26 protein-coding genes are annotated in these 24,659 nt (G+C 69.5%); 11 read left to right on the top strand and 15 right to left on the bottom strand.

Annotated features, from left to right (window positions below):
* Nucleotides 1-18: 18 nt before the first annotated feature.
* Entirely contained in the window at nt 19-3,546 is a 3,528-nt protein-coding gene (gene dnaE / locus SM757_RS21110; protein WP_322466931.1) for a DNA polymerase III subunit alpha, read from the bottom strand.
* 40 nt (nt 3,547-3,586) lie between these two features.
* Here dnaE and SM757_RS21115 point away from each other — a divergent pair, with 40 nt between their 5' ends.
* Both SM757_RS21115 and SM757_RS21120 read left to right on the top strand, forming a co-directional pair.
* Nucleotides 3,587-4,333: a sulfurtransferase gene (locus tag SM757_RS21115; RefSeq protein WP_322466932.1), complete on the top strand. Its 747-nt coding sequence runs from the start codon at nt 3,587-3,589 to the stop codon at nt 4,331-4,333.
* A gap of 25 nt (nt 4,334-4,358) precedes the next feature.
* Nucleotides 4,359-5,306 (top strand): alpha/beta fold hydrolase, encoded by a 948-nt coding sequence (locus SM757_RS21120; protein ID WP_322466933.1) that lies wholly within the window; start codon nt 4,359-4,361, stop codon nt 5,304-5,306.
* A 65-nt stretch (nt 5,307-5,371) separates the two neighbouring features.
* Here SM757_RS21120 and SM757_RS21125 read toward each other — a convergent pair whose 3' ends face one another.
* Together SM757_RS21125 and SM757_RS21130 are read right to left on the bottom strand one after the other, a co-directional pair.
* Nucleotides 5,372-6,091: a DUF599 domain-containing protein gene (locus SM757_RS21125; protein ID WP_322466934.1), complete on the bottom strand. Its 720-nt coding sequence runs from the start codon at nt 6,089-6,091 to the stop codon at nt 5,372-5,374.
* A gap of 58 nt (nt 6,092-6,149) precedes the next feature.
* A complete protein-coding gene (locus SM757_RS21130; protein WP_322466935.1) occupies nt 6,150-6,851 on the bottom strand; it encodes a pirin family protein in 702 nt (233 codons plus the stop codon).
* Nucleotides 6,852-6,928: 77 nt separating this feature from the next.
* Here SM757_RS21130 and SM757_RS21135 point away from each other — a divergent pair, with 77 nt between their 5' ends.
* The 3 genes from SM757_RS21135 (at nt 6,929) to SM757_RS21145 (ending at nt 9,359) form a co-directional block, all read left to right on the top strand.
* Entirely contained in the window at nt 6,929-7,924 is a 996-nt protein-coding gene (locus SM757_RS21135; protein ID WP_066334782.1) for a LysR family transcriptional regulator, read from the top strand.
* A 21-nt stretch (nt 7,925-7,945) separates the two neighbouring features.
* A complete protein-coding gene (gene gluQRS, locus SM757_RS21140) occupies nt 7,946-8,857 on the top strand; it encodes a tRNA glutamyl-Q(34) synthetase GluQRS (RefSeq protein WP_322466936.1) in 912 nt (303 codons plus the stop codon).
* A gap of 106 nt (nt 8,858-8,963) precedes the next feature.
* Nucleotides 8,964-9,359 carry a response regulator gene (locus SM757_RS21145; protein ID WP_322466937.1) on the top strand — a complete coding sequence of 132 codons (396 nt, stop codon included), beginning with the start codon at nt 8,964-8,966 and terminating at the stop codon, nt 9,357-9,359.
* 75 nt (nt 9,360-9,434) lie between these two features.
* Here SM757_RS21145 and SM757_RS21150 read toward each other — a convergent pair whose 3' ends face one another.
* Nucleotides 9,435-10,067: a response regulator gene (locus SM757_RS21150; RefSeq protein WP_066334932.1), complete on the bottom strand. Its 633-nt coding sequence runs from the start codon at nt 10,065-10,067 to the stop codon at nt 9,435-9,437.
* 25 nt (nt 10,068-10,092) lie between these two features.
* On the opposite strand from SM757_RS21150, the gene SM757_RS21155 reads away from it, so the two are divergent.
* The 3 genes from SM757_RS21155 (at nt 10,093) to SM757_RS21165 (ending at nt 12,298) form a co-directional block, all read left to right on the top strand.
* Nucleotides 10,093-11,505, top strand: coding sequence for a CHASE3 domain-containing protein (locus SM757_RS21155; RefSeq protein ID WP_322466938.1), 1,413 nt, complete (start codon nt 10,093-10,095; stop codon nt 11,503-11,505).
* Between the two features lie 211 nt (nt 11,506-11,716).
* Nucleotides 11,717-11,887, top strand: coding sequence for a DUF1328 family protein (locus tag SM757_RS21160; protein WP_084267354.1), 171 nt, complete (start codon nt 11,717-11,719; stop codon nt 11,885-11,887).
* Between the two features lie 54 nt (nt 11,888-11,941).
* Complete coding sequence (locus tag SM757_RS21165; protein WP_066334801.1) at nt 11,942-12,298, top strand: FKBP-type peptidyl-prolyl cis-trans isomerase; 357 nt, start codon at nt 11,942-11,944, stop codon at nt 12,296-12,298.
* 117 nt (nt 12,299-12,415) lie between these two features.
* On the opposite strand, the gene SM757_RS21170 is transcribed toward SM757_RS21165, so the two are convergent.
* Together SM757_RS21170 and orn are read right to left on the bottom strand one after the other, a co-directional pair.
* Nucleotides 12,416-14,059, bottom strand: a complete 1,644-nt coding sequence (locus SM757_RS21170; protein ID WP_084267355.1) for a DEAD/DEAH box helicase — start codon at nt 14,057-14,059, stop codon at nt 12,416-12,418.
* A gap of 354 nt (nt 14,060-14,413) precedes the next feature.
* The gene (orn, locus tag SM757_RS21175; RefSeq protein ID WP_066334804.1) at nt 14,414-14,971 is read right to left on the bottom strand and encodes an oligoribonuclease; all 558 of its coding nucleotides are present in this window, start codon (nt 14,969-14,971) and stop codon (nt 14,414-14,416) included.
* A 62-nt stretch (nt 14,972-15,033) separates the two neighbouring features.
* On the opposite strand from orn, the gene SM757_RS21180 reads away from it, so the two are divergent.
* Both SM757_RS21180 and rsgA read left to right on the top strand, forming a co-directional pair.
* The gene (locus SM757_RS21180; protein ID WP_322466939.1) at nt 15,034-16,296 is read left to right on the top strand and encodes a M48 family metallopeptidase; all 1,263 of its coding nucleotides are present in this window, start codon (nt 15,034-15,036) and stop codon (nt 16,294-16,296) included.
* A gap of 1 nt (nt 16,297) precedes the next feature.
* Nucleotides 16,298-17,206 carry a ribosome small subunit-dependent GTPase A gene (gene rsgA, locus SM757_RS21185; RefSeq protein WP_066334808.1) on the top strand — a complete coding sequence of 303 codons (909 nt, stop codon included), beginning with the start codon at nt 16,298-16,300 and terminating at the stop codon, nt 17,204-17,206.
* A 56-nt stretch (nt 17,207-17,262) separates the two neighbouring features.
* On the opposite strand, the gene SM757_RS21190 is transcribed toward rsgA, so the two are convergent.
* From SM757_RS21190 to rpsP, 6 genes are all read right to left on the bottom strand, one after another.
* On the bottom strand, nt 17,263-18,252 hold the full coding sequence (locus tag SM757_RS21190) for a CobD/CbiB family protein (protein WP_066334814.1): 990 nt from the start codon (nt 18,250-18,252) through the stop codon (nt 17,263-17,265).
* A gap of 70 nt (nt 18,253-18,322) precedes the next feature.
* Complete coding sequence (locus SM757_RS21195) at nt 18,323-19,006, bottom strand: CoA pyrophosphatase (protein ID WP_066334816.1); 684 nt, start codon at nt 19,004-19,006, stop codon at nt 18,323-18,325.
* Between the two features lie 173 nt (nt 19,007-19,179).
* Nucleotides 19,180-19,533 carry a 50S ribosomal protein L19 gene (gene rplS / locus SM757_RS21200; protein WP_066334822.1) on the bottom strand — a complete coding sequence of 118 codons (354 nt, stop codon included), beginning with the start codon at nt 19,531-19,533 and terminating at the stop codon, nt 19,180-19,182.
* A 164-nt stretch (nt 19,534-19,697) separates the two neighbouring features.
* On the bottom strand, nt 19,698-20,501 hold the full coding sequence (gene trmD, locus SM757_RS21205; RefSeq protein ID WP_322466943.1) for a tRNA (guanosine(37)-N1)-methyltransferase TrmD: 804 nt from the start codon (nt 20,499-20,501) through the stop codon (nt 19,698-19,700).
* A 39-nt stretch (nt 20,502-20,540) separates the two neighbouring features.
* Nucleotides 20,541-21,125 (bottom strand): ribosome maturation factor RimM, encoded by a 585-nt coding sequence (gene rimM / locus SM757_RS21210; RefSeq protein ID WP_322466940.1) that lies wholly within the window; start codon nt 21,123-21,125, stop codon nt 20,541-20,543.
* A 35-nt stretch (nt 21,126-21,160) separates the two neighbouring features.
* Nucleotides 21,161-21,457 carry a 30S ribosomal protein S16 gene (rpsP, locus tag SM757_RS21215; RefSeq protein WP_066334828.1) on the bottom strand — a complete coding sequence of 99 codons (297 nt, stop codon included), beginning with the start codon at nt 21,455-21,457 and terminating at the stop codon, nt 21,161-21,163.
* 274 nt (nt 21,458-21,731) lie between these two features.
* On the opposite strand from rpsP, the gene SM757_RS21220 reads away from it, so the two are divergent.
* The gene (locus tag SM757_RS21220) at nt 21,732-22,223 is read left to right on the top strand and encodes a TM2 domain-containing protein (RefSeq protein ID WP_066334830.1); all 492 of its coding nucleotides are present in this window, start codon (nt 21,732-21,734) and stop codon (nt 22,221-22,223) included.
* A 49-nt stretch (nt 22,224-22,272) separates the two neighbouring features.
* On the opposite strand, the gene SM757_RS21225 is transcribed toward SM757_RS21220, so the two are convergent.
* The 3 genes from SM757_RS21225 to folK form a co-directional block, all read right to left on the bottom strand.
* A complete protein-coding gene (locus tag SM757_RS21225) occupies nt 22,273-23,283 on the bottom strand; it encodes an inorganic phosphate transporter (protein WP_066334832.1) in 1,011 nt (336 codons plus the stop codon).
* 32 nt (nt 23,284-23,315) lie between these two features.
* Nucleotides 23,316-23,963: a DUF47 domain-containing protein gene (locus SM757_RS21230; protein WP_066334839.1), complete on the bottom strand. Its 648-nt coding sequence runs from the start codon at nt 23,961-23,963 to the stop codon at nt 23,316-23,318.
* 214 nt (nt 23,964-24,177) lie between these two features.
* Nucleotides 24,178-24,659 (bottom strand): 2-amino-4-hydroxy-6-hydroxymethyldihydropteridine diphosphokinase (gene folK, locus SM757_RS21235; protein WP_322466941.1); only part of this gene is annotated, 482 nt, incomplete at its 5' end.

Genomic DNA, 24,659 nt, shown 5'->3' on the forward strand with positions numbered 1-24,659 from the left:
GCGATGCACCAGATTGAATCAGCTTGTTGCTTCGGCGCCATACACGAGGCGGCTCTTGCCGTGCGTGCCGCGCGACCAGCATGCCAGCGCTTCGTCGGTGGGATAGAAGCGCGCCGCGTCGCCCAGGTCCAGCTCGGCCTGCGCACCCTCGCGCTGCAGCAGCAGCCGCACGGTCAGCCCCTGGAACTGCTCGCCGGCCTCGTCCTCGAAGCGCCGCGCCGGGAAGTCGCGCAACACCTCCTCCACCGGCGGCGCCGTGCCGTTGACCGGCACGCGCAAGAAGCGCGCGAAGCGGCAGCGCGCCGCCGCCAAATCCCACACCTGCTGCACGTTAAGCCGCAGCCCGCCGCTGAAGCGGTCGGGCTGGCACTTGGCCTGGACAATGACCAGCTCGTCGTCGCGCAGCAGCTCCTTGTTGGCGTCCAGCAGCCGCTCGTCGGCCACCGCCTCGATGAAGCCGCTGCGGTCGTCGAGCTTGAAGATGCCCACGCGCCCGCGCGCGCCGTTGACGATGCGCAGCTCGGTGACGATCCCGGCCAGCAGTTGCGGCTCACGGCTGTCCTGCAGGTCGGCCACGCGCAGCCGCGCAAAGCGCCGCACCTCCTCCTCGCACTGGTCGAAGAGGTGGCCGCTCAGGAAGAAGCCGATGGCCGTCTTCTCCTGCAGCAGCCGCTCCTTGATGCTCCAGGGCTCCACCACCACCAGCGGCGGCTCCTGCGCGCTGGAGCCGTGGCTGTCGTCGCCGAAATCGAAGAGGCCGCCCTGGTCCACATGCGCCGCCTGCGTGTTGGCCCACTCGAAGGCCAGGCCCACGCTGGCCAGCAGGCTGGCGCGCTGCTCGCTCGGGTAGAGCGAATCGAAGGCCCCGGCCTTGACCAGCGCCTCCATCACGCGCTTGTTGACGCGGCTGCGGTCCACGCGGGCGCAGAAGTCGAAGAAGCTCTTGAACGCCCCGCCCTCCTTGCGCGCGGCCACGATGGCCTCGATCGCGCCCTGCCCCGTGCCCTTGATGGCGCCCAGGCCGTAGCGGATGCGCTTGCTCTCCACCGGCTCGAAGCGGTAGACGCTGGCGTTCACGTCCGGCGGGTCGAACTGGATGCCGAAGTTGTTGCGCGCATCGGCCAGCAGCACCTTGAGCTTGTCGGTGTCGTCCAGCTCGATGGTCATGTTGGCCGCGAAGAACTCGGCCGTGTAATGCACCTTGAGCCAGCCCGTGTGGTAGGCCAGCAGGGAGTAGGCGGCGGCGTGCGACTTGTTGAAGCCGTAGCCCGCGAACTTCTCCATCAGGTCGAAGACCTCGTCCGCCTTGGCCTGGTCGATGTTCTTCTCGGCCGCGCCCTTGCGGAAGATTTCCCGGTGCTTGGCCATCTCCTCGGGCTTCTTCTTGCCCATGGCCCGGCGCAGCATGTCGGCGCCGCCGAGCGAGTAGCCGCCCAGCACCTGCGCCACCTGCATCACCTGCTCCTGGTAGACCATGATCCCGTAGGTCTCGGACAGGACGGGCTCGGTCAGCGGATGCGGGTAAATCACCTCCTCGCGGCCGTGCTTGCGCGCCACGAAGGTCGGGATCAGGTCCATCGGACCCGGCCGGTACAGCGCGTTCAGCGCAATCAAATCTTCCAGCCGGCTCGGTTTGGCGTCGCGCAACATGCCCTGCATGCCGCGGCTTTCAAACTGGAACACCGCCTCGGTCAGGCCCTTGGAGAAGAGGTCGTAGACGCGCCGGTCGTCCAGCGGAATCGTCTCGAAGGCGAAGTCCTTCTGGTCCGCGTGGCGCGAAACGATGAAGTGCCGCGCCAGTTCCAGGATGGTCAGCGTCGCCAGGCCCAGGAAGTCGAACTTCACCAGGCCGATCGCTTCCACGTCGTCCTTGTCGTACTGGCTGACCGCCGAGTCGCTGCCGGGCTGCTGGTACAGCGGGCAGAAGTCGGTGATCTTGCCCGGCGCGATCAGCACGCCCCCGGCGTGCATGCCGATGTTGCGCACCATGCCTTCCACGCGCATGGCCAGCTTCAAAAGCTCCGCGACCTCCTCTTCCGCGGCTTCGCGCTGCTCCAGCTCCGGCGCCTCCTGGCGCGCGTAGATGACGTTGCTCTCCGGCTTGTCCGGCACCTTGGCCAGCGTCACGCTCTTGCCCGGCGGCGCGGGGATGAGCTTGGCGATGCTGTCCACATGGCCATAGCCCATGCCCAGCACGCGGCCCACGTCGCGCAGCGCGGCCTTGGCGGCCATGGTGCCGAAGGTGGCGATCTGGCTCACCGCCTCGCGGCCGTACTTGTTCTTGACGTACTCGATGACCCGATCGCGGTTGCCCTGGCAGAAGTCGATGTCGAAGTCGGGCATGGACACCCGCTCCGGGTTCAGGAAGCGCTCGAACAGCAGGTTGTATTGCAGCGGGTCGAGGTCCGTGATCAGCAGCGCGTAGGCCACTAGCGAGCCCGCGCCGGAGCCCCGGCCCGGCCCAACCGGGCAGCCGTTCTCCTTGGCCCACTTGATGAAGTCCGACACGATCAGGAAGTAGCCCGGGAAGCCCATCTTCAAGATGGTCCCGATCTCGAACTCCAGCCGGTCCACGTAGCGCGGCCGCTCGGCGTCGCGCTTGGCCTCGTCGGGGAACAGCATTTTCAAACGCAGCTCCAGCCCCTCGAAGGACGCCTGGCGGAAGTAGTCCGCAATCGGCATGGGGCTGCCGTCGGCCAGCGGCGGCGTGGGAAAGTCAGGCAGCTGCGGCTTGCCCAGCACCAGGCTCAGGCTGCAGCGCTTGGCGATCTCCACCGTGTTGGCGATGGCGCTGGGCACGTCGGCGAAGAGCTTTTCCATCTCCGCCTGGGTCTTGAAGTGCTGGTCGCGCGTGAAGCGCTTCACCCGCCGCGGGTTGCCCAGCGTCTCGCCCTCGGCGATGCACACGCGCGCCTCGTGGGCCTCGAAGTCGTCTGGCTCCAGGAACTGGATGGGATGCGTCGCCACCACCGGCAACCGCAACTGCCCGGCCAGCGCCACGGCGGCGCGCACATGCGCCTCGTTGCCCGGCAGGCCGGCGCGCTGCAGCTCCAGATAGAAGCGGTCCGGGAAAATCTCCGCCAGCCGCAGCGCGGCGGCCTTGGCGCGACGCGTGTCGCCGGCATTCAGGGCCAGGCCCACGTTGCCGCAATCGGCGCCGGACAGGGCGATCAACCCGCCGCCCAACTCCTCCAGCCACTCCCACTTCACCCAGGCCTGGGCGCGCTGGGTGTTGCGCGTCCAGGCGCGGGCCAGCAGCTCGCTGAGGTTGTGGTAGCCATCGACGTTCTGCACCAGCAGCGCCAGGCGACTGGGCTGCGCCTGCCCTTCCTCGGGCTCCATCCACACGTCCACGCCCACCACGGGCTTGAGCCCCTTCTTGCGGCAGGCGCTGTAGAACTTGAGGGCGCCAAAGAGGTTGTTGAAGTCCGTGATGCCCAGCGCCACCTGGCCGTCGGCACGGGCCGCGGCCACGGCGTCGTCGATGCGGAGCGTGCCGTCGACGACGGAATATTCGGTATGAGTGCGCAGGTGAACGAAAGGCATCCCGGGATTTTACGGACGCCCCCCTGACAGAATCCCGCCCGTGAAAGCCGTACTGAACATCTCCGCCTACAAGTTCCACCTCCTGGCCGACGCCGCCGAGCTGCGCGCCACCCTCTACGAGCGCGCCCTCGCCCTGGGCCTCAAGGGCACCGTGCTGCTGGCCGAGGAAGGCATCAATTTGTTCCTGGCCGGCTCGCCGGAAGGCGTGCGCGGCTGGGTGCATCAGTTGCAACAGGACGAGCGCTTCGCCGACCTGTCGCCCAAGGAAAGCTTCAGCGACACCGTGCCCTTCAAGCGGCTGCTGGTGAAGGTCAAGCGCGAAATCATCCGCATGAACCGCCCGGCCATCCGCCCCGCCGCGGGCCGCGCGCCCGCGCTGCCCGCCCCCACGCTGGCGCGCTGGCTGGAGCAGGGCCACGACGACGCGGGCCGCCCCGTCGTCATGCTGGACACGCGCAACGGCTTCGAGGTGGACGCCGGGGCGTTCGAAGACGCCATCGACTGGCGCCTGACGAAGTTCAGCGAGTTTCCCGACGCGCTGCAGGCGAACCTGGCCGCGCTGCAAGGCAAGACCGTGGTGAGCTACTGCACCGGCGGCATCCGCTGCGAGAAGGCCGCGCTGCTGATGCAGGAGGCGGGCCTGGCCAACGTCTGGCAGCTCGAAGGCGGCATCCTCAAGTATTTCGAGCAGACGCACGCCCCGCGCTGGCGCGGCGCCTGTTTCGTCTTCGACGAGCGCGTGGGCCTGGCCGCCGACCTGCAGCCGGCCGAGCCGGCGGCGGCCTGACGCACCAGCGATTTCCGCTGCCCGCATGGACCTGCGCGCCTCCCTGCTGCGCCTGCTGGGCCTGGCGCTGATGGCGCTGGCCGCCGCCGCGGCCTGGTGGCACACGCCGCCGCAACCGGCGCAGTCGCTGGTGGAACGCTGGGGCATGCCGCCCTCGCAGTTCGAAGAGGTCGCGGGCCGCATCGTCCACCTGCGCGACGAGGGCCCGCGCGAGGACAGGGAGCCCCTGGTGCTGCTGCACGGCTTGGGCGGCAGCCTGCACGACTGGGAGCCCTGGACCGCAGCGCTGCGCGGCACGCACCGCGTCATCCGGCTGGATCTGCCCGGCAGCGGCCTGTCCTCCACCGCCGCTGGAGGCGACTACCGCGTGGCCACCGACGCCCGCGCCGTGCTGGCGCTGTTGGACCACCTGCACGTGCAGCGCTTTCGCCTCATCGCCCAAGGCCGCGGCGCCGGCGTGGCGGCGCATGTGGCGCTGTTGGCGCCGCAACGCGCGACGCGGCTGCTGCTGTTGGCCGGCGCGCCCGTCCCGATGGAGAACATCCCCCCGGCCCCGCGCCTGGCCGCCGCGCTGCCGTGGCCGGCGGTGCTGGTCAACGGCCTGATGCCGCGCCCGCTGCTGGCCGAAGTGCTGCGCAGCCTCTACGCCCATCCATCCCAGCTTTCAGACGCCCAAATCGACCGCCGCCGCGACCTGCTGCTCAGCGAGGGCAACCGCTGGGCACTGCTGCAGCAATGGCGCCAGAGGCCGTCCGGCGACGAAGCATCAGCGGCTTTCAGGCGACTGCGCCTGCCCGTGCTGCTGCTGTGGGGCGCGCAAGATCAACTCACGCCGCCCGCGCTGGGCGAGGCGTTGCAGGCAGCCATCCCGGGCAGCCGGCTGCAATTGCTGGATGGCGTGGGGCATGTGCCGCAGGAGGAGGCGCCGGGGCAGAGCTTGGCGGCGGCACAGCCGTTCATTGAGAAGCAGTAGGCCGAGCTTCTTCCAAGCTGCAAGGCGCATCGTTCAGAAACCCGAACGACGCGCCCCATGACCACTTATCCCCTCAACGCCTCCAACACGTCCGACCGAAACTCGCGCTGGTAAAGCACATAAATCACCCCCGCCGTGGCGACCATGAAAAACAGCGGCGAGAAGAACCAGCCCACCACGGCGAAGGCCATGTAATAGGCGCGCAGCCCGTCGTTGAAAGCCTCGGCCGCCAGCGCCATCACGCGCCCGGCGCGGTCGGCAAAGGCCTCGCGCTGCGCCGCAGCCTTCTCGCCCATGGCGGCGAACACATCCCGGTCCGCCGCCGCGCCCACCAGCAGCGCGCCAAAGCTGTATTGCCGGATGCTCCAGGTGAAGCGGAAAAAGGCGTGGACGAAGATGCCCGTCAGCAGGACGAGCTTCATGTCGAATATCAGCACGCTGGTGCGCGCGGCAAAAGGAATTTCCTTGACCAGTTCCGCCACCCGCTCCGTCGTGGACAGCATGGCCAGCAGGCCGCCGATGATCAGGATGGTGGTGGAGGCAAAGAAACTCGGCCCCGAGGACATGCTCTGCACCACCACGCCGTCCAGCACCCGGTTGTCGCGGAAGGTGGTCTGCAGCATCCACTGCCGCCGCACGCGGTTGCTGATGGCCAGCAGCGAGCGCTCCCTGAAACCCTGGCGCCGCGCGAAGGTGGCGTAGCCCACCCAGCCGGCCAGGAAGGCCGCCAGCGCCAGCCAGTCCAGCCAGGGCAGCTCGCTCAGCACATCTAAGAAATTTTTCATTGGGCGCCACTGTAGCGACGGCCCGCGCGGCGCCAGCGGCCGCCCCGTGCAGTAAGTCTCAGGGCGCGAGATCGAACACCAGCACCTCCGCGCCCTGCCCCGCACGAAGCAGCACGCGCGGCTCCTCGCTCAGCAGGGCGGCGTCACCGGTGTTCAAGCGCCGGCCGTTGACCTCCACGCTGCCGCGCGCCACGTGCACGCAAGCCAGGCGGCCGGGCTCCAGCGCCAGCGCCGCCGCCTCGTCACCGTCGAAAGCGCCCGCGTACAGCCGCGCGTCGGCATGCCAGCGCAGCGTGCCTTCGCCGGCCTCGGGGGCCGCCACGAGCGCCAGGCGGCCGCGCATGCGATGCGGCGCCACGTCCAGTTGCGCGCAGCCCGGCTCCGCACCCTTGCACGTGGGCCGCAGCCAGGCCTGCAAAAAGTGCGTGGCTTCGCCCTTGACGGCGTTGGCCTCGCGGTGCCGCACGCCGCGGCCCGCGCTCAACACCTGCACCGCCCCCGGGCGCAGCACGCCGGCACGGCCCGCGCAGTCCTTGTGCGCCAGCGCGCCTTCCAGCACCCAGCTCACGATTTCCACGTCCTGATGCTCGTGGGGGCCGAAGCCCGTGCTGCAGGCCAGGCGGTCTTCGTTGAGCACGCGCAGGTTGCCGAAGCCCCTGTGCGCCGCATCGAAGTAGTCGCAGAAGGAGAAGGTGTGAAAACTCTTGAGCCAGCCATGGTCGGCATACCCACGGTCCTCGCTCTTGCGCAGGCTGATCATGGCCAAGGACTGTAGGTTTTTGGGTTCAAATTCAGACACTTGCGTGTTCGAACCTGCCGTTCAAATAAGATGAAAACATGATGAAGCGGCACAACGCGCTGACCCCCGATGCCCTGGCGATGATGGACACCATCGCCCGCTGCGGCAGCTTCGCCGCCGCCGCGCGCGAGCTGGGCAAGGTGCCCTCGGCGCTCACCTACAGCGTCCGCCAGCTCGAAGACGCGCTGGACGTGTTGCTCTTCGACCGCCGCTCCGGCCAGGCCAAGCTCACCGCCGCCGGCGAGGAGCTCCTGAGCGAAGGCCGCCGCCTGCTGGCCGAGATGGAGGCCGTCGCCCACCGCGTGCGCCGCGTCGCCGGCGGCTGGGAGACGCAGCTCACCATCGCCATGGACGGCGTGATCTCCCGGCTGACCATGTTCGAGCTGTGCGAGGCCTTCTACGCGCTGCGGCCCAACAACGCCGGGCAAGACGGCCCGGGCACCCGGCTGCGGCTGCGCACCGAGGTGCTGGCCGGCACCTGGGAGGCGCTGGTGTCCGGCCAGGCCGACCTCGCCATCGGCGTGGACGTGGACCACAGCGCTCCGCCCGGCATCGAGCTGCGCACGCTGGGCGAGATCGACTTCGTCTTCGCCGTGGCACCCCACCACCCGCTGGCGGAATGGGAAGGCGTGGTCACCGACGCCGAGCTGCTGCGCCACCGCGCCGTGGCCGTGGCCGATTCGGCCCAGCGCCTCACGCCGCTGACCGTGAACCTGCTGCCCGGCCAGGACGTGTTCACCGTCGCCAGCCTGCAGGCCAAGATCGAGGCACAACTGCGCTGCCTGGGCTGCGGCTTCGTGCCTGAGCCCCTGGCGCGCGAGCACATCCGCGCCGGGCGGCTGGTGGTCAAGACCACGCAGCGCAAGCAGACCCGCGCCCGCCTGGGCTACGCCTGGCGCGCCTCGGCCGCCCCGCAGCCGCGCAAGGCGCCGCAGGGGCTGGCGCTGCAGTGGTGGCTGGAACAACTGCAAAGCCCCGCCACCCGCCAGGCGCTGCTGGAGCGCCATGCCGGCATGGTGTCGCCGGTGGATTGATCGCGCGGGCCCGGATCGGAAGTGAAAGAACAAGCCTACGTCGGCCGCTTCGCGCCCTCGCCCACGGGCGCGCTGCACGCGGGCTCGCTGGTGGCGGCGCTGGCAAGCTGGCTGGACGCGCGCGCCCACGGCGGGCGCTGGCTGGTGCGCATGGAAGACACCGACGCGCCGCGCTGCGTGCCCGGCGCCGACCGCGAAATCCTGCGCCAGCTCGCCGCATTGGGCCTGCAGGCCGACGAGCCGCCGCTGTGGCAGTCGCAGCGCGAGGCCGTCTACCAGCAAGCGCTGGACGACCTGGCAAGCCGCAACCTCGCCTACCCGTGCGCCTGCACCCGGCGCGACATCGAGGCGGCGCTGGCCGCGCAAGGCCACGAGCACCGGCGGCACGAGGAGCGCGTCTACCCCGGCACCTGCCGCGACGGGCTGCGAGGAAAACCGGCGCGCGCCTGGCGGCTGCGCTGCGGGACGGACGCGGCGCCGGTGCGCATCGCTTGGGACGACCGCCGCCTGGGCGCGCAGTCGCAGGACGTGACGCACGAGGTGGGCGACTTCGTGCTCCAGCGCGCCGACGGCATCTGGTCCTACCAGCTCGCCGTGGTGGTGGACGACGCGCTGCAAGGCGTCACCCACGTCGTCCGCGGCGAGGACTTGACGGACAACACCGCGCGCCAGATCTGGCTGCAACAGCAGATCCACGCGCCGCGGCCGGTGTACCTGCACCTGCCGCTGGTGCTGGATGCGCGGGGCGAAAAGCTCTCCAAGCAGCACGGCGCGCCGGCGGTGGACGTTGCCGATCCGCTGGCCGCGCTGCGCACCGCCGCCCAGGCACTGCAGTTGCCAGTGGCAGAAGCCGGTGACGTGGATGGCTGGCTGCAGCGGGCGGTGCGAGCCTGGGCTTGCCGCTGGGCCAATGGAAATTCCCGGGAACGGTAGGAAGCCTCCTACAAGGAGCAGCCGCGGGCGACTACAGCCAGCGGCCGGCGCGGCGGCCTAACATGCGCACACGCCGATTGGGGCGCACACCACGGCAGTCCGGCCCATGTCATCACCACTGAGCACCTACATCGTTGAAGACAGCCCCGTGATACGGGAGAACCTGATCGCCACGCTGGAGGAGCTCGTCCCGTTGCAGGTCATCGGTTCGGCGGAAGACGAAACCACCGCCCTGCGCTGGCTGGCCGAGGCCGGCCGGCCCTGCGACCTGATGATCGTGGACATCTTCCTCAAGGGCGGCACGGGCCTGGGCGTGCTGCAGGCGGCGCAGAAGCTGCGCCCGCTCACGAAGAAGGTGGTGCTCAGCAACTTCGCCACGCCGGACATGCGCCGCCGCTGCCTGGAGCTCGGTGCGGACGAGGTGTTCGACAAGTCCAACGAGATCGACACCCTCATCGCCTGGTGCATGCAACTCGCCGGGGCCAGCTCCACCAGCAACTGAAAGGCCCGCGCACGCCGCTTGCTCATCTCCGCGAATCCGCGCCCGTGCAGCGCGGCTCCGGCCAGGGTGCCTGGCTTACTGGATGAGGCCGTGCTTGAGCGCGTAGTAGGTGAGGTCGCTGTTGGAGGACAGGTTCATCTTCTCCATCACGCGCGTGCGGTAGGTGCTCACCGTCTTGACCGACAGCGCCATGTGGTCGGCGATGTGGCCGATGGTTTCGCCCTGCGCCAGGCGCAGGAAGACCTGGAACTCCCGCTCCGACAGCAGCTCGTGCGGCGCCTTGTCGCCGCCGCCGTCGAGCTGGTCAGCCAGCAGCTCGGCCACGGCCGGGGTGATGTAGCGCCGCCCGCGCGCCACGGTGCGAATCGCCTTGACGATCTCCTCGGGCTCGCACTCTTTGTTCAGGTAGCCGCTGGCACCCTGGCGCAGCAGCGTGGTGGCGTAGTGCTGCTCGGGGAAGCCGCTGAGTATCAGCACCGGCAGCTCCGGAGCGCGGGCCTTGATGGCCTGCAGCGCGTCCACGCCACCGTGGCCGGGCATGGACAGGTCCATCAGCATCACGTCCAGCTCGCCCTTGCGCAGCAGCTCCAACGCCTCGCGCCCGTTGGCGGCTTCGCCGGTGACCTGAAGGTCCTCCTGCTCGGCCAGGAACTGCTTCAGGCCGGCCCGCACGATGGCGTGATCGTCAACGATGGCAACGCGAATCATGGGCTTGACTACCTCGAACACAGCGATGAAACACATCTTAGCCACCATGCCCCGGCTGGCGTTTTGGTTCGACCGTCTCAGCCGCAGTGCCTTCGCCTTTCCGCTCGCGATGGTGGCGGCGCTTGGGCTGCTGGTGATCAGCGAGCTCTCCTTCCGCCACGCCGTGCAGGACATCGAGCGGCTGCGCGTGCAGAACGTGGCGCGCGTGGCCACGCATCAACTCCTGCTGGCGGTGGTGGACGCCGAAAGCGGCCAGCGCGGCTACCTGCTCACCGGCCGCGCCGAGTACCTGCAGCCCTACCAGAAGGCCGTACAGGAGATTCGCGAGGCCACCGTGGCGCTGCAGCAGCGCTACGGCGCGAACGACCCGCAGCGCCCGCAGCTCGACCGGCTGCTGCAGCTCGTGGCCGACAAGCTCTCGGAGCTGGAAACCACGCTGCAGCTGCGCACCCAGGGCCGCGAGGAGGCCTGGCGCGCGCTGGTGGGCAGCGGCATTGGGCGCGAGGCCATGCAGGCCATGCGGCTGGCAGCCGACCAGCTCATCGCCAGCGAAACGCGCGCCATCTCCGAGCAGGGCGACGGCATCAAGGAGACGCTGCAGGTCAACCGCATAGGCGTGGGCACCGTCACCGCCATCGGCCTGCTGGCCTTCTTCATGTACCTGCGCCAGAGCGTGGCGCTGGACCTGGAGCGCCAGTCGCGCCAGCACTCGCTGCAGGAGGAGCGTGACCGGCTCGAAGCCCAGGTGCGCCAGCGCACGGCCGACCTCACGCACCTGGCCCAGCACCTGCAAAGCGCCCGCGAGGACGAGAAGAGCCGCCTGGCCCGCGAGCTGCACGACGAGTTGGGCGCCCTGCTCACCGCCGCCAAGCTGGACCTGGCACGCATCCGCTCGCGCCTGGTGCAGATGGGCAGCGCCGCGCCGGAGCTCTTCACGCGCATAGAGCACCTGACCAGCACGCTCAACAGCGGCATCGCGCTCAAGCGCCGCATCATCGAAGACCTGCGCCCCTCGGCCCTGAGCAACCTGGGGCTGGTGGCGGCGCTGGAAATCCTGACGCGCGAGTTCGAGCAGCGCTCGGGCCTCAAGGTGGCGTGCTCGCTGCAGGACGTGAAGCTGACCCCCGCCTGCGAGCTGACCGTCTACCGGCTGGTGCAGGAAGGGCTGACCAACGTGGCCAAGTACGCGCAGGCGCGCGAGGTGCACATCACGCTGCGCGAGGAAGGCGCCTGGGCCCTGGCCAGCGTGCAGGACGACGGCCAGGGCTTCGACACCCGCGTGCAAAAGCCTTCCGCCCACGGCCTGCTGGGCATGCGCTACCGCGTGGAGGCCGAGGGCGGGCGGCTGCTGTTGCAAAGCACGCCTGGTGCGGGCACGCGCATAGAGGCGGTGTTGCCGTTGCGAACCGAGGAAACGCAGGCGGCGGCGATGGCCTGACCTCCTACGAGCCATTTGCTGGCGTTTGCCTTGTTGGATGCGTGGGCTCGGCGGCCTGTGGGCATCGTCCTACAGGCCGATTCAGGCATGGCCGACAGGCACGGGCTGCCGCGTCCCATCCCACCGGCACGGGCGTTTACCTACGCTGTGAAGCATGAAGACGGCGCGCACCGCGCCTTGGATCCTTTCAAGAACTACAGGACGGCCGACCATGCTTCCCTACGCCATCGTCTTCTTCATCGTCGCGCTGCTGGCGGCGCTTTTCGGGTTTGGCGGCATTGCCGCGGGCGCGGCCGGCATCGCCAAGATCCTGTTCGTCCTCTTCATCGTCCTGAGCCTGATCAGCTTCGTGGTGGGACTGTGGCAGCGCAAAGGGTCGTGAAAGACCGCTGGCGGGCGCTGGCATGATGCGCCCTTTGCCCAGGAGACCTTCCGCATGATCACCACCGCATCCGGCCTGCAGTACGAAGACACCACGCCCGGCACCGGCGACACCGCGCGCGCCGGCGCACCGGTCACCGTGCACTACACCGGCTGGCTGCACGACCCCGCGCAACCCGACGGCCGCGGCCGCAAGTTCGACTCCAGCAAGGACCGCCGCGACCCCTTCCGCTTCAACCTCGGCGCGGGCCAGGTCATCGAGGGCTGGGACGAGGGCGTGCAGGGCATGCAGGTCGGCGGCACGCGCGTGCTGCTGATCCCGCCGCAACTGGGCTACGGCGCCTACGGCGCCGGCGGCGTTATCCCCCCCAACGCCACGCTGGTGTTCGAGGTCGAGCTGCTCAAGGCCTGAACGGCGCCCTCGCCTTCCCCATGAAAAAACCCGCCGGGCTCGCGCCGGGCGGGTTTTTTTATTGGCTGGTTGAGCCTTCAACGGTTCAGCGAAGCGGCGCGCGAGGCGCCGCCGGCATCAACGCTCCCAGCCGCCGTCACGGCGCGGGCCGCGCGAACGCTCGCCGCCGCCGAAGCCGCCGCGGTCAGCCTGGCGGTCGCCGAAGCGGCCACCGCGTGCGGCCGGACGATCGCCACCGCGGTCGAAGCCGCCGTGGCCTTGCGGGCCGTCGCTGCGGCGCTCGAAGGGGCTGCGGTCACGCGGCGCGCCGTGGTGGGCGCCACCGCCATGGTGGCGGGCACCGTCGCCCTGGCGGCTGAAGGCGCCTTCGGGGCGGCGCTCAAAGCGGCCCTGGCCTTCAGGACGCGGGCCGCCGAAGTGGCCGCCACCTTCGTGGCGCGGCGCGAAGCCTTCGCCCTGGTGGCGCGCTTCGAAGCCGCCTTCACGGCGCGGGCCGCGGTCGAAACCTTCACGGCGCGGGCCGCCGAAAGACTTGCCCTTGCCGAACGGCTTGCCGCCGCGGGGGCCGCCGTCAGGGCGTCCCGGGTAGATGCGCGGCTCGGGCTGACGCGGCTCCAGGCCGGTGACCGTGGCCACCGGGATCTGCTGCGTCGTGAACTGCTGGATGCGCTTGATCATCACCACGTCGCGGCGCTCGGCCAGCGTCACGGCCAGGCCGGAGCGGCCGGCGCGGCCGGTACGGCCGATGCGGTGCACGTAGTCCTCGGCCTTCATGGGCAGGCCGAAGTTGATGACGTGGCTGATGGTGGGCACGTCGATGCCGCGGGCGGCCACGTCGGTGGCCACCAGCACGCGCAACTGGCGGTTGCGCAGGCCGTTGAGCACGCGGTTGCGGCGGCCTTGCGGCATGCCGCCGTGCAGCGCGGCCACGGAGTGGCCCAACTCGCCCAGGCGGTCGGCCAGGCGGTCGGCGTCGACCTGGGTGCTGGTGAACACCACGGCCTGCTCGACTTCACGGCCGGTGAGCAGGTGGTCCAGCAGCGCGTTCTTGTGCGCGACGTCGTCGGCCCAATGCAGGCGCTGCTCGATGTTCTCGTGCGTGTCGGTGTGGGAGGCGACGTCCACGCTCATCGGCTCGCGCAGCAGCTCGTCGGCCAGGCGGCCCACGTGGCCGGCGAAGGTGGCGCTGTACATCACCGTCTGGCGCGCGGCGGGCGTGCAGCCGGCGATGAAGTTGATGTCGTCGATGAAGCCCATGTCCAGCATGCGGTCGGCTTCGTCGAGCACCAGCATCTCCACGTGCTCCAGCAGCGCCTTGCCGCTTTGCACGTGGTCGATCAGGCGGCCGGGCGTGGCGATGAGGATGTCCACCGGGCCGCGCAGCGCCTTGAGCTGCGCGCCGTAGGGCACGCCGCCCACGACGGTGACCACGCGCAGGCCCTGCACGTGGCGGCCATAGTCCATGGCGGCCTTGGCCACCTGCTGCGCCAGCTCGCGGGTGGGCGCCAGCACCAGCACGCGCGCGCCGGTCATGCCGCTGCGGCGCTTGGTGTTGTCGCCGCGGGCGGCCAGGATGCGCTGCAGCGCCGGCAGCACGAAGCTGGCGGTCTTGCCGCTGCCCGTGCTGGAGGACACGCGCAGATCACGGCCTTCCATGGCCGGCGGAATGGCGCGCGACTGGACTTCGGTCGGGTTCTCGTAGCCGGCGTCGGCAACAGCGCGGGTCAGGGCTTCGTGCAGGCCCAGGGAATCAAAAGACATTCGGAGTTCTCTTCATCGGCGCCGGCTGACAGCAGCCGGCTGCGGCGACGCCAGGCAAGGCGCTGCCGGATACACAAAAGTCGCGGGAGGAACATTCAGCCAGACCCTGAGAAGCAGGGCTGGCGCACCGGTCCGGAAGCGACGGCATCGCCGCCGACCGGTTCCGCGGAAGCCCTTGGGGAGGGGTCCGCCGGAGGAATCAAGCTCCGCCACGCGCTGTCGTGCGGGAGAACTCGATGGAGGTCAGAGGGGATGTACGAACGGTGCCAGAACGACACCGTGCCGGCATTGTAGCGCGACTTGGTGCAAACCCTTGCACCACGCCGGGGCTTAGGTCCCGGCAGCCCTGCGGCCTCAGGCCGCCAGGAAGGTCTTGCGGTAGTGCAGCAGCTCGTCGATGGACTCGTGGATGTCGGCCAGCGCGGTGTGCTTCTGGGCCTTCTTGAAGCCTTCGAGCGCGGCAGGCTTCCAGCGCTTGGCCAGCTCTTTGAGCGTGCTCACGTCCAGGTTGCGGTAGTGGAAGAAGGATTCCAGCTGCGGCATGTAGTTGGCGAGGAAGCGCCGGTCCTGGCAGATGGAGTTGCCGCACATGGGGCTCTTGCCCGCGCCCACGTACTGCTTGAGCCATTCGATGACGGCGGCCTGCGCCTGCGCCTCGTCCACGGTGGAGGCTTTCACGCGGTCGATCAGGCCGCTGCGCCCGTGGGTGCCCTTGTTCCACGCGTCCATGGCGTCCAGCGCGGCGTCGCTCTGGTGGATGGCGAACACCGGGCCTTCGGCACGCTGGGTGAGTTGGGCGTCGGTGACAACCACGGCGATCTCGATGATGCGGTCGCGGTCGGGGTAAAGGCCGGTCATCTCCAAATCGATCCAGATCAGGTTCTGGTCGCTGGCGGCGAGCTCGGTCGTCATGGGAAAAGGTCCTCGTGGGCTGTATTTGAGGGGGCAATTGTCGCAGCCCTACACTTGACACCATGTCTGCCTTGACCCTGCTCTTCGCAGGCGCCGTGCTGTTGGCGCTGCTGCTGAAACTCTGGCTGGCCACGCGCCAGATGCGCCACGTGGCCCTGCACCGCGACAGGGTGCCGGCGGCGTTCGCGGGGTCGGTGTCCTTGCAGGCGCATCGGCGCGCGGCCGACTACACGCTGGCGCGCGGGCGCTTCGGCCTGCTGCAGGCGGCCTTCAGCTCGGCGCTGCTGCTGGTGTGGACGCTGCTCGGCGGCCTGGACGCGCTCAACGTGGCCGTCCGCGACACGGTGCAGCCCCTGTTGGGCGACATGGGCTACCAGCTCGCGCTGCTGGCGGCCTTTGCCATGATCGGCGCGGTGCTGGACCTGCCCTTCGACCTCTACCGCACCTTCGTGCTGGAGCAGCGCTTCGGCTTCAACCGCATGACCTGGAAGCTCTATTTGGGCGACCAGCTCAAGGGCGTGCTGGTGGGCGTGGTCGTGGGCCTGCCGCTGGCGGCGCTGGTGCTGTGGATCATGGGCGCCACGGGCAGCCTGTGGTGGCTGTGGGCCTGGGTGGCGTGGACGGTGTTTCAACTGCTGGCGCTGGTGCTCTACCCCACGCTGATCGCGCCGCTGTTCAACCGCTTCACGCCGCTGCCTGACGGCGAGCTCAAGGCGCAGGTGCAGGGGCTGATGAGCCGCTGCGGCTTCGCGGCCAAGGGCTTGTTCGTGATGGACGGCAGCCGCCGCTCTGCCCATGCCAACGCCTACTTCACCGGCTTGGGCGCGGCCAAGCGCGTGGTGTTCTTCGACACGCTGCTGTCCAAGCTCAACGGCAACGAGATTGCCGCCGTGCTCGCGCACGAGCTGGGCCACTACAAGCACCGCCATGTGCTCAAGCGCATGCTGCTGGTCTTCGGCCTGAGCCTGGCGGGCCTGGCACTGCTGGGCTGGCTGGCGTCCAGCGCCGGCTTCTACACCGGCCTGGGCGTGCGTCCCAGCCTGGATGCGCCCAACGACGCGCTGGCGCTGCTGCTGTTCATGCTGGCGCTGCCGCCCTTCATGTTCCTGATCTCGCCGCTGGGCGCGCGGCTGTCGCGCCGCCACGAGTTCGAGGCCGACGCTTACGCCTGCGCGCAGGCCGACGGCCGCGACCTGGCCAACGCCCTGCTCAAGCTGCACGAGGACAACGCCGCCACGCTCACGCCCGACCCGCTGTACGCGCGCTTCTACTACTCGCATCCCCCGGCCACCGAGCGCCTGGCGGCCCTGCGCGCGCAGTCCTGACATGGGGCGGCATACGGAGCTGGACGTCGGCCTGGTCGTGACGGCCCATGGCCGCCACGTGATGGTGGAGACGCCCGACGGCGCGCGCGTGCAATGCCACCTGCGCGGCAAGAAGAGCGAGTGCGTGGTGGGCGACCGCGTGCGCTGGCAGGCCAGCGGCGACGAGGGCGTGGTCGAGCACGTCGAGCCGAGGCGCAACCTGCTCATGCGGCAGGACGAGTGGCGCACCAAGTCCTTCGCCGCCAACCTGGACCAGATCCTGGTGCTGGTGGCCGGCGAGCCCATGTTCAGCGAGTCGCAGCTCAGCCGCGCGCTGATCGCCGCCGAGACCGCCGGCATTCCCGTGCGCGTGCTGCTCAACAAGGCCGAGCTGCCGCAGGCCGAAGCCGCGCGCGAGCGGCTGCAGCCCTACCGTGACATGGGCGTGCAGGTGCTGGAGGCCTCGCTCAAGACGCGGCCGCAAGAGTCGCGCGAGCTGCTGCGGCCGCTGCTGCAGGAGTCCGCCACGCTGGTGCTGGGCCCCAGCGGCACGGGCAAGAGCACGCTGGTCAACCTCATGGTGCAGGACGCGCAGGCGCAGGTGGGCGACATCTCGCAGGCGCTCAACTCCGGCCGCCACACCACCACCACCACGCGCTGGTACTGGCTGGACCCCGCCGTGCGCCATGGCGCGCTGCTGGATTCGCCCGGCTTCCAGGAATTCGGCCTGCGCCACGTCAGCGCCGAGGAGCTGCCCAGGCTCATGCCGGACCTGCGCGCGCATCTGCCGGACTGCCGCTTCTACAACTGCACGCACCGCCACGAGCCCGGCTGCGGCGTGCGCGCGGCCGTGGAGCGCGGCGAGATCGCCGCCAGCCGCTACCGCATCTACGGCGAGATCCGCGAGGAGCTGGAACGCACGAAGTGGTGAGCCTGCGGCTCAGCCACCGGCCCTGAGCGGACGCCGGGGCCGCAGCAGCGCAGCCGTCAGCCGAGCACGTTGGCCAGCGTCAGCAGCGCCAGCAGCAGCAGCCACAGCACCACCGAGCGCCACACCAGGCCCACGATGCTTTGCAGGTGGCCGGGCTGCGGCGGCAGCCCCGGCGTGGAGCCCAGCGAGCCTTCGATCTCGCCACCCGCACCCACCTGGAACGTCTTGCTGCGGTCCGGCGTGATGCCGGGTGCGGCGCTGCCGCCGAGCTGCACGCCCAGGGCGCCCGCGGCGGCGGCAAGGATGATGCCTTCGTTGTGGTGCACCCACAGCCCGGCGTCGCGCCGCCAGCCGTTGACGGCTTCCTCGAAGTTGCCCACCACGGCGAAGCCGAAGGCCGTCATGCGCGCGGGCACGTGGTCTATGCCGGTGAAGAGCTGCTGCGACAGGCCCATGAGCCTGTCGTTGGCCGGCGCCCCCAGGCTGCGGCTCTTGAAGGCCCAATAGCGGCCGGCGAACTCGGCCATGCGGTAGAGCACCGCGCCGGCCGGGCCCAGGCCCAGCGAGGACAGCAGGACGAACCAGAAGAACACGCCGAACACGTGGCGGTGCGCAGCCAGCAGCGCGTGCTCGATGACGTGGCGCAGCAGTTCCGTGCGCGGCAGCTCGCTGGTATCCAGGTGGCGCCACTCGGCCAGCAGGCGGCGCGCTTCGTTCTCGTCGCCGCGGTCCAGCGCGTCGCGGATGTCGGTGAAGAAATGGCTGAACTGCCGAAAGCCCAGCGTGAGGTAGAGCACCAACACGTCGAAGGCCAGGCCCACCAGCGCGCTCAGGTGCGCGATGCCCGCGTACAGCGCCGCCACCAGCAGCGTGGGCGCCACCACCGTGACGCCCCACACCACCCAGGCGTGATGCTCGCGCCCGGCGTCGAAATTGCGTCCGGTCCAGCGCACCCAGGTGATCAGGGCGTCGTGAATGCGATTGTCACGAGGCAGCGGCTTGAGCTGCTCGATCAGAAGGGCCAGCAGGACGGCGAAGAAACTCATCGCCGCGGATCATACCGACGGCAACACCCTCTTCCGGTGCCCAGGCAACGGCTGGAACACGGTGCTGCGCTCAGGCCGCGAGAAAGCGGTAAAGGTTGCGCAGCATCGCGGCGGTAGCGCCCCAGATGAAGTATTCGCGCCGGCTGCCGCTGGCCGTCCAGGGCATGGACAGGAACTGCCGCGGCGCGCCGTCAAGCTCGATGTGGTGGCGGCGGTGGTGGGCCGGCGTCATCAGCCACGCCAGCGGCACCTCGAAGGCTTCGGCCACTTCGAACGCGTCCAGGCGCAGCTCGTAGGGCGCGCGCAGCAGCCCAACCACGGGCGTGACGCGAAAGGCGGTGATGGTGGTATAGGCCGGCAGCGACCCGATGACTTCCACCTGCGCCGGCTCCAGGCCCACCTCCTCCTGCGCCTCGCGCAGCGCGGTGAACACGGCGTCGGCATCGCTGGGCTCGGCACGGCCGCCGGGGAAGCTGATCTGCCCCGCATGCGCATTCAAATGCGCCGTGCGCTGCGTCAGCAGCACGTGCAGCGAGCCGTCGCCGTGCTCGACCAGCGGCACCAGCACGGAGGCATCCGCCTTCACGGGCAAACCCTCCCGACCGTCCGCACGGGTCTCGGGCTGCCAGGGCGGCGGATGCGCGAAGCGCCGGCGCAGCGCGGCAGCCGTGAGCGCGTCGGCCGGCACGGCGGGCAGGTGTTCGTCCATGCCGATCACGGGCACCGACTGGGGATCGAGGATCAAAGTGGCCATGGCACGAGCATAGGCGCCCGCCACAAAAACCCGGCGCCGGGCGTCTACGCGGAATTCGGCTAAGGCGCGGCGGAAAAACAAAAAGCCGCCCCGGAGGGCGGCTTCGTCGCCGGCACGGGGCCGGCTTGTGGAGGCGGGCGACGCGGGCCGCGGTCGCCTCCACGGCTGGGCAATTAAGCCAGCTTTTCCTTGATGCGGGCCGACTTGCCGCTGCGCTGGCGCAGGTAGTACAGCTTGGCGCGGCGCACGTCGCCACGGCGCTTGACGTCGATGCTGGCGATCAGCGGGCTGTACAGCTGGAACGTACGCTCCACGCCTTCGCCGCTGGAGATCTTGCGGACGATGAAGCTGCTGTTCAGGCCACGGTTGCGCTTGGCAATCACGACACCTTCGTAAGCCTGCACGCGCTTGCGGGTGCCTTCGACCACGTTCACGTTCACGATCACGGTGTCGCCAGGCGCGAAGGCCGGGATGGTCTTGTTCAGGCGAGCAATTTCTTCCTGCTCGAGGGTCTGGATCAGGTCCATGGGGTTCTCCAAGGGATCGTGCCGGCACGTCGGTTGTTCAGCAGCACCGGTCAGGATGACCGGCACGGCCTGCGAAAGAATTTCGCCCGGCAGAGGATCGAAAAGCCTTTGATTATATCCCAAGCAACGGGGGCTTCCTGGAGCACCCCGGCGCCGGCACAAGGTTATGGCGTGGCGTCGAGCTTGAGCGAGCGCAGGAAACGCTCGTCTTCCTTGCTCAGCCGTCCGGCGGCGCGCGCCGCCTCAATCAGGTCGGCCCTGCGCCGCGCCGTGATTTCCAGCGAGCGCTCGCGGCGCCAGCGCGCGATGCGGCCATGGTGGCCAGAGAGCAGCACGTCCGGCACCGCGTCCACGCCGCCGTCGGCGCGCGGCAGTTGCTCGGGGCGGCTGTAGTGCGGGCAGTCGAGCAGGCCGTCTTCGAAGCTGTCCTGCTGGTGCGAGGCGGCGTCCTGCAGCACACCGGGCTGCAGCCGCGCCACGGCATCCAGCAGCGCCAGCGCGGGCAGCTCGCCGCCCGAGAGCACGAAGTCGCCCAGGCTGACTTCCAGGTCCACGTGGCGGTCCAGGAAACGCTGGTCTATGCCCTCGTAGCGGCCGCACAGCAGCACGGCGCCAGAGCCGGCGGCGAGCTCGCGCACCAGCGCCTGGTCGAGCTTGCGGCCCGTGGGCGAGAAGTGGATCAGGGGCGCGCGGGGCGCTGCACCCTCACCTTCACCCTCGCCCGCCTCCTGCGCGCGCGCACCGCGCACGGCGGACAGAGCACGCTCCAGCGGCGGGGCCATCATCACCATGCCGGGGCCGCCGCCGAAGGGGCGATCGTCCACGCGGCGGTAGTTGCCCTCGGCAAAGTCGCGCAGCGGCCAGAGTTTCAACTGCAACGATCCGCCGGCGTAGGCGCGGCGCGTCACGCCGACTTCCAGGTGCGGCGCGAACAGCTCGGGAAACAGGGTGATGACGTCGAAGCGCAGCACGGCTTGAGGCCGGCGCCGCGCGCGGCGCCGGATGCGTCAGTAGTCGGCGCCCCAGTCGACCGTGATGCGCTTTTGCACCAGGTCCACCTGGTCGATGTAGGCGGCAACGAAGGGGATGAGCCGCTCGGCCTCCAGCTCGGTCATGCCCGCGGGCACTTCCTTGGGCTTGATGCGCAGCACGCTGTGCGGGCCGGTGGCGAGCAGATCGGTGACCGTGCCCAGGGCAACGCCCTCGCGGTTCACCACGTCCAGGCCGATGAGGTCGACCCAGTAGTACTCGCCCTCTTCGGCGGTAGGGAAGCTCGCGCGCGAGACGAACACCCGCGCGCCCTTGAGCGCCTCGGCCGCGTTGCGGTCAGGCACTTCCTGTGCGCTGGCAACCACCCCGTCGCCATGCTCGCGCGCGGCGGTGATCTTCAGCAGTGGGGGGAATGCGGTCGCGGCGGCGGCCGGCAGCCGCTCAGGCGGCTGCAGGAACCAGCGCCGCGAGGAAAACAGCGCCTGCGGATCGCCCGCGTAGGGCTGGACCTTGATCCAGCCCTTGATGCCCCAGGGCCCCGTCACGCGGCCCACTTCAACCGCGTCTTCAGGCCAGGTGGGCTCGGGGGGCGTCCAGGACATGGGCGAACGACAACTGCAGGCGCTTGCGGCCGGAATTACTCGGCAGCGGCGGCCGGCTCAGCGGCAGCGGCGGGGGCGGCACCGGCGGTGGCCTTCTTGGCTTCACCGACCAGACGGGCCACGGTGGGCGACAGTTGGGCACCCACGCCAGCCCAGTAGCTCACGCGCTCCAGGGCCACGCGCAGAGGCTGCTCGGCGCCGGAGGCCACGGGGTTGTAGAAGCCCACGCGCTCGATGAAGCGACCGTCGCGGCGCTCGCGCGACTCGGCAACCACGATGTTGTAGAAGGGGCGCTTTTTGGAACCGCCGCGGGCCAGACGAATGACGACCATGTTTTTGACTCGATGTGCAGGAGAAGACGATCGCCGCACCAGGGACACGGGCAGGCCAGGCAGATCGAAACTGTGCCGCGGCGCCTGAAAGCAGCAAATCCCTTTGCAGCACTCCAAACCCACGGCTCGCTTGTCCGGTGCCGTTAGATACGCGCAAGGCTTCGCAGCCCGGCCAGCACCGAAACCGCGCATTATAAACTGCCCGCCCGCTCCTTTCCCTTGGCCTGCAAGAAGCACGGCCCTTGAGGAACATTCCCATGCATTCCCGCACGCCATGAGCCCCTTGCCGATCCATCCAGCCGCGCAGGCCGCATTGCCCGCGCGCGGCGCCTACAAGTCCAAGACGCTGGCGACCTGGATCGCGCTGCTGGGCGGCAGCCTGGGCCTGCACCGCTTCTATCTGCGCGGCTGGCGCGACGTGGCGGGCTGGCTGCACCCGCTGCCCACGCTGCTTGGGCTGCACGGCGTGCGCCGCATGCTGGAGCTGGGCCAGGACGACCACGCCGCTTGGGCGCTCATTCCGCTGCTTGGGCTGATGCTGGCGCAGGCCATGCTGTGCGCCATCCTCTACGGCCTCACGCCGGATGAGCGCTGGGACGCGCGCCACAACCCCGGCTGGCCCGTGCAGGACACGCGCTGGGGCCCGGTGCTGGGCGCCATTGCCGGGCTGGCGCTGGGTGCGGGCGTGCTCATGGCCACCGTGGCCTTCAGCGGCCAGCGCTATTTCGAGTGGCAGGTCGAGCAGGCGCGCCAGCTCAGCCAATGAAAAAGGCCCGCCGGGAGGCGGGCCTTGCGAAGCGGGAAGCCGGCAGCCGTCAGAACAACAGCTCGCTCACCCAGTAGGACACGGCGGCCACGGCGGCCGCGGACGGGATGGTGAGAATCCAGGCCCACACGATGTTGCCCGCCACGCCCCAGCGCACGGCCGAGGCGCGCTGCGTGGAGCCCACGCCGACGATGGCGCCGGTGATGGTGTGCGTGGTGGACACCGGCACGCCCAGCGCGGTGGCGAAGAACAGCGTCATCGCGCCGCCCGTCTCGGCGCAGAAGCCGCCCACGGGCTTGAGCTTGGTCAGGCGCTGGCCCATGGTCTGGACGATGCGCCAGCCGCCGAACATGGTGCCCATGCCGATGGCGATGTAGCAGCAGGCGATGACCCACTGCGGCGGCATGCTGTCGCTGGCCGAGGCGTAGCCCGACGAAATGAGCAGCAGCCAAATGATGCCGATGGTCTTTTGGGCGTCATTGCCGCCGTGGCCCAGCGAGTACAGGCCCGCGGAGAAAAGCTGCAACCGGCGGAACCAGTTGTCCACGCGCAGCGGCGAGCTGCGCCGGCAGATCCACGACACCGCCACCATCAGCAGCGAGCCCAGCAGGAAGCCCAGCGTGGGCGACACCACGATGAACAGCACCGTCTTGAGCACGCCGGACCACACCAGCGGGTCCGGGCCGGCCTTGGCCATGGTGGCGCCCACGATGCCGCCGATGAGCGCGTGCGAGGAGCTCGACGGAATGCCGTAGAGCCAGGTCACGACGTTCCACACGATGGCGCCCACCAGGGCGCCGAAGATGACGTGCAGGTCCACCACCGACGGATCGACGATGCCCTTGCCCACGGTGGCCGCCACCTTGAGCTGGAAGATGCCAATGGCCACCACGTTGAAGAAGGCGGCGAACAGCACGGCCTGCTGGGGCTTGAGCACGCCGGTGGACACGACGGTGGCGATGGAGTTCGCCGCGTCGTGGAAGCCGTTCATGAAGTCGAACACGAGGGCGAGCAGGACGAGCACTGCCACGACCCAGAAACTGGTCTGGATGGGATCCATGAGAAGAGTGAAAAAAGCCGGAGCCGGCTTCTTCAGGAGTTCTCGAGGACCACGCCCTCGATCAGGTTGGCCACGTCCTCGCAGCGGTCGGAGATGGATTCGAGCTGCTCGTAGATCGCCTTGAGCTTGATGAGCTCGCGCACGTCGGGCTCCTGGCGGAACAGCTTGGACATGGCGCTGCGCATCACGCGGTCGGCGTCGGATTCGAGCTTGTCGATCTCCTCGCAGGTCTTGATGGCGGCCTCGGCCACGGCCGGCACGTTGAGCTTGGGCAGCAGCGACACGGCGTGCTGCACGCGCTCGCAGCACTTGACGCTGAGCTCGGCCAGCGAGCGCAGCTCCTCGGTGACGGCATGCACGTCGTACAGCGCCATGGTCTCGGCCGTGTCCTGCAGCAGGTCCAGCACGTCGTCCATGGCGTTGATCAGCGACAGGATCTGTTCGCGATCGATCGGGGTGATGAAGGTCTTGTGCAGCAGCCGGTTGACTTCAGCGGTGACCTTGTCGGCATCGTGCTCGGCGGAGTCCACGCCGTCGGCGTAGCGCTGGCGCAATGCCGGATCGGCGTAGTTCTCGATCATCAGCATGAAGGCCCGGGAGCCTTCGGCAATCTTCGCGCCGTGCTGGTTGAACAGCTCGAAGAAATTGCCCTCCTTGGGCAGCAGCTTGGAAAACAGCATGTCGTCCTCTCGTCCGGGCCACAAAGGCCGGCGAGCCGTGGGCGCGCGCAAGCCGCCACGGCTGGGTTCAGTTGGCAAGCCCGCGATTCTATTAGGGGGCCGGTACGGCACCCGGGGTGCCTGGGGGGGCAAGTCGTCGTGTCTGTGACATTCGCGAGACACGACACCGTGACGTCATGCACGGTGAAAACCGTAACGCGTTGTCAATCCGGCGTCAGATCCAGAGACCCGCCAGCCGCTCCACCGCCTGGTCCTGCACCAGCGGCAACAGCCGCGCCGGCGTGGCGTCGCGCCCCGGCCACGCCAACTCCGGCGAAAGCTCGGCCAGCGGCGCCAGGACGAAGGCGCGCTCGTGCGCACGCGGATGCGGCAGCGTGAGCACCGGGTCGTCCTGCCGCAGCTCGCCGTAGAGCAGCAGGTCCAGGTCCAGCGTGCGCGGCGCGTTGCGGTAGGGGCGCTCGCGCCCATGCGCCAGCTCGATGGCCTGCAGCGCACGCAGCAACGCGAGCGGCGCCAGCGTGGTGTCCAGCGCCGCCACGGCGTTGAAGAAGTGCGGGCCCGCGGCGTCCACCGGCGCGCTGCGCCACAGCGAGGACACCGCCGCCAGCCGGCAGCCCGGCAGCGAGGCCAGGGCCTGCACGGCCTCGCGCAGCGTCTGGCGCGCGTCGCCCAGGTTGGCGCCCAGGCCCACCCAGG

Source organism: Azohydromonas lata, assembly GCF_034427735.1.
GTDB classification, from domain to species: Bacteria; Pseudomonadota; Gammaproteobacteria; order Burkholderiales; family Burkholderiaceae_C; genus Azohydromonas; species Azohydromonas lata.

Bases quoted from the DNA above. Each gene is read 5' to 3' on its own strand.
- dnaE (WP_322466931.1), bottom strand. From the start codon at position 3,546: ATGCCTTTCGTTCACCTGCGCACTCATACCGAATATTCCGTCGTCGAC.
- SM757_RS21120 (WP_322466933.1), top strand. From the start codon at position 4,359: ATGGACCTGCGCGCCTCCCTGCTGCGCCTGCTGGGCCTGGCGCTGATG.
- SM757_RS21125 (WP_322466934.1), bottom strand. From the start codon at position 6,091: ATGAAAAATTTCTTAGATGTGCTGAGCGAGCTGCCCTGGCTGGACTGG.
- SM757_RS21130 (WP_322466935.1), bottom strand. From the start codon at position 6,851: ATGATCAGCCTGCGCAAGAGCGAGGACCGTGGGTATGCCGACCATGGC.
- SM757_RS21135 (WP_066334782.1), top strand. From the start codon at position 6,929: ATGATGAAGCGGCACAACGCGCTGACCCCCGATGCCCTGGCGATGATG.
- SM757_RS21145 (WP_322466937.1), top strand. From the start codon at position 8,964: ATGTCATCACCACTGAGCACCTACATCGTTGAAGACAGCCCCGTGATA.
- SM757_RS21150 (WP_066334932.1), bottom strand. From the start codon at position 10,067: ATGATTCGCGTTGCCATCGTTGACGATCACGCCATCGTGCGGGCCGGC.
- SM757_RS21155 (WP_322466938.1), top strand. From the start codon at position 10,093: ATGAAACACATCTTAGCCACCATGCCCCGGCTGGCGTTTTGGTTCGAC.
- SM757_RS21160 (WP_084267354.1), top strand. From the start codon at position 11,717: ATGCTTCCCTACGCCATCGTCTTCTTCATCGTCGCGCTGCTGGCGGCG.
- SM757_RS21165 (WP_066334801.1), top strand. From the start codon at position 11,942: ATGATCACCACCGCATCCGGCCTGCAGTACGAAGACACCACGCCCGGC.
- SM757_RS21170 (WP_084267355.1), bottom strand. From the start codon at position 14,059: ATGTCTTTTGATTCCCTGGGCCTGCACGAAGCCCTGACCCGCGCTGTT.
- orn (WP_066334804.1), bottom strand. From the start codon at position 14,971: ATGACGACCGAGCTCGCCGCCAGCGACCAGAACCTGATCTGGATCGAT.
- SM757_RS21180 (WP_322466939.1), top strand. From the start codon at position 15,034: ATGTCTGCCTTGACCCTGCTCTTCGCAGGCGCCGTGCTGTTGGCGCTG.
- rsgA (WP_066334808.1), top strand. From the start codon at position 16,298: ATGGGGCGGCATACGGAGCTGGACGTCGGCCTGGTCGTGACGGCCCAT.
- SM757_RS21190 (WP_066334814.1), bottom strand. From the start codon at position 18,252: ATGAGTTTCTTCGCCGTCCTGCTGGCCCTTCTGATCGAGCAGCTCAAG.
- SM757_RS21195 (WP_066334816.1), bottom strand. From the start codon at position 19,006: ATGGCCACTTTGATCCTCGATCCCCAGTCGGTGCCCGTGATCGGCATG.
- rplS (WP_066334822.1), bottom strand. From the start codon at position 19,533: ATGGACCTGATCCAGACCCTCGAGCAGGAAGAAATTGCTCGCCTGAAC.
- rimM (WP_322466940.1), bottom strand. From the start codon at position 21,125: ATGTCCTGGACGCCCCCCGAGCCCACCTGGCCTGAAGACGCGGTTGAA.
- rpsP (WP_066334828.1), bottom strand. From the start codon at position 21,457: ATGGTCGTCATTCGTCTGGCCCGCGGCGGTTCCAAAAAGCGCCCCTTC.
- SM757_RS21220 (WP_066334830.1), top strand. From the start codon at position 21,732: ATGAGCCCCTTGCCGATCCATCCAGCCGCGCAGGCCGCATTGCCCGCG.
- SM757_RS21225 (WP_066334832.1), bottom strand. From the start codon at position 23,283: ATGGATCCCATCCAGACCAGTTTCTGGGTCGTGGCAGTGCTCGTCCTG.
- SM757_RS21230 (WP_066334839.1), bottom strand. From the start codon at position 23,963: ATGCTGTTTTCCAAGCTGCTGCCCAAGGAGGGCAATTTCTTCGAGCTG.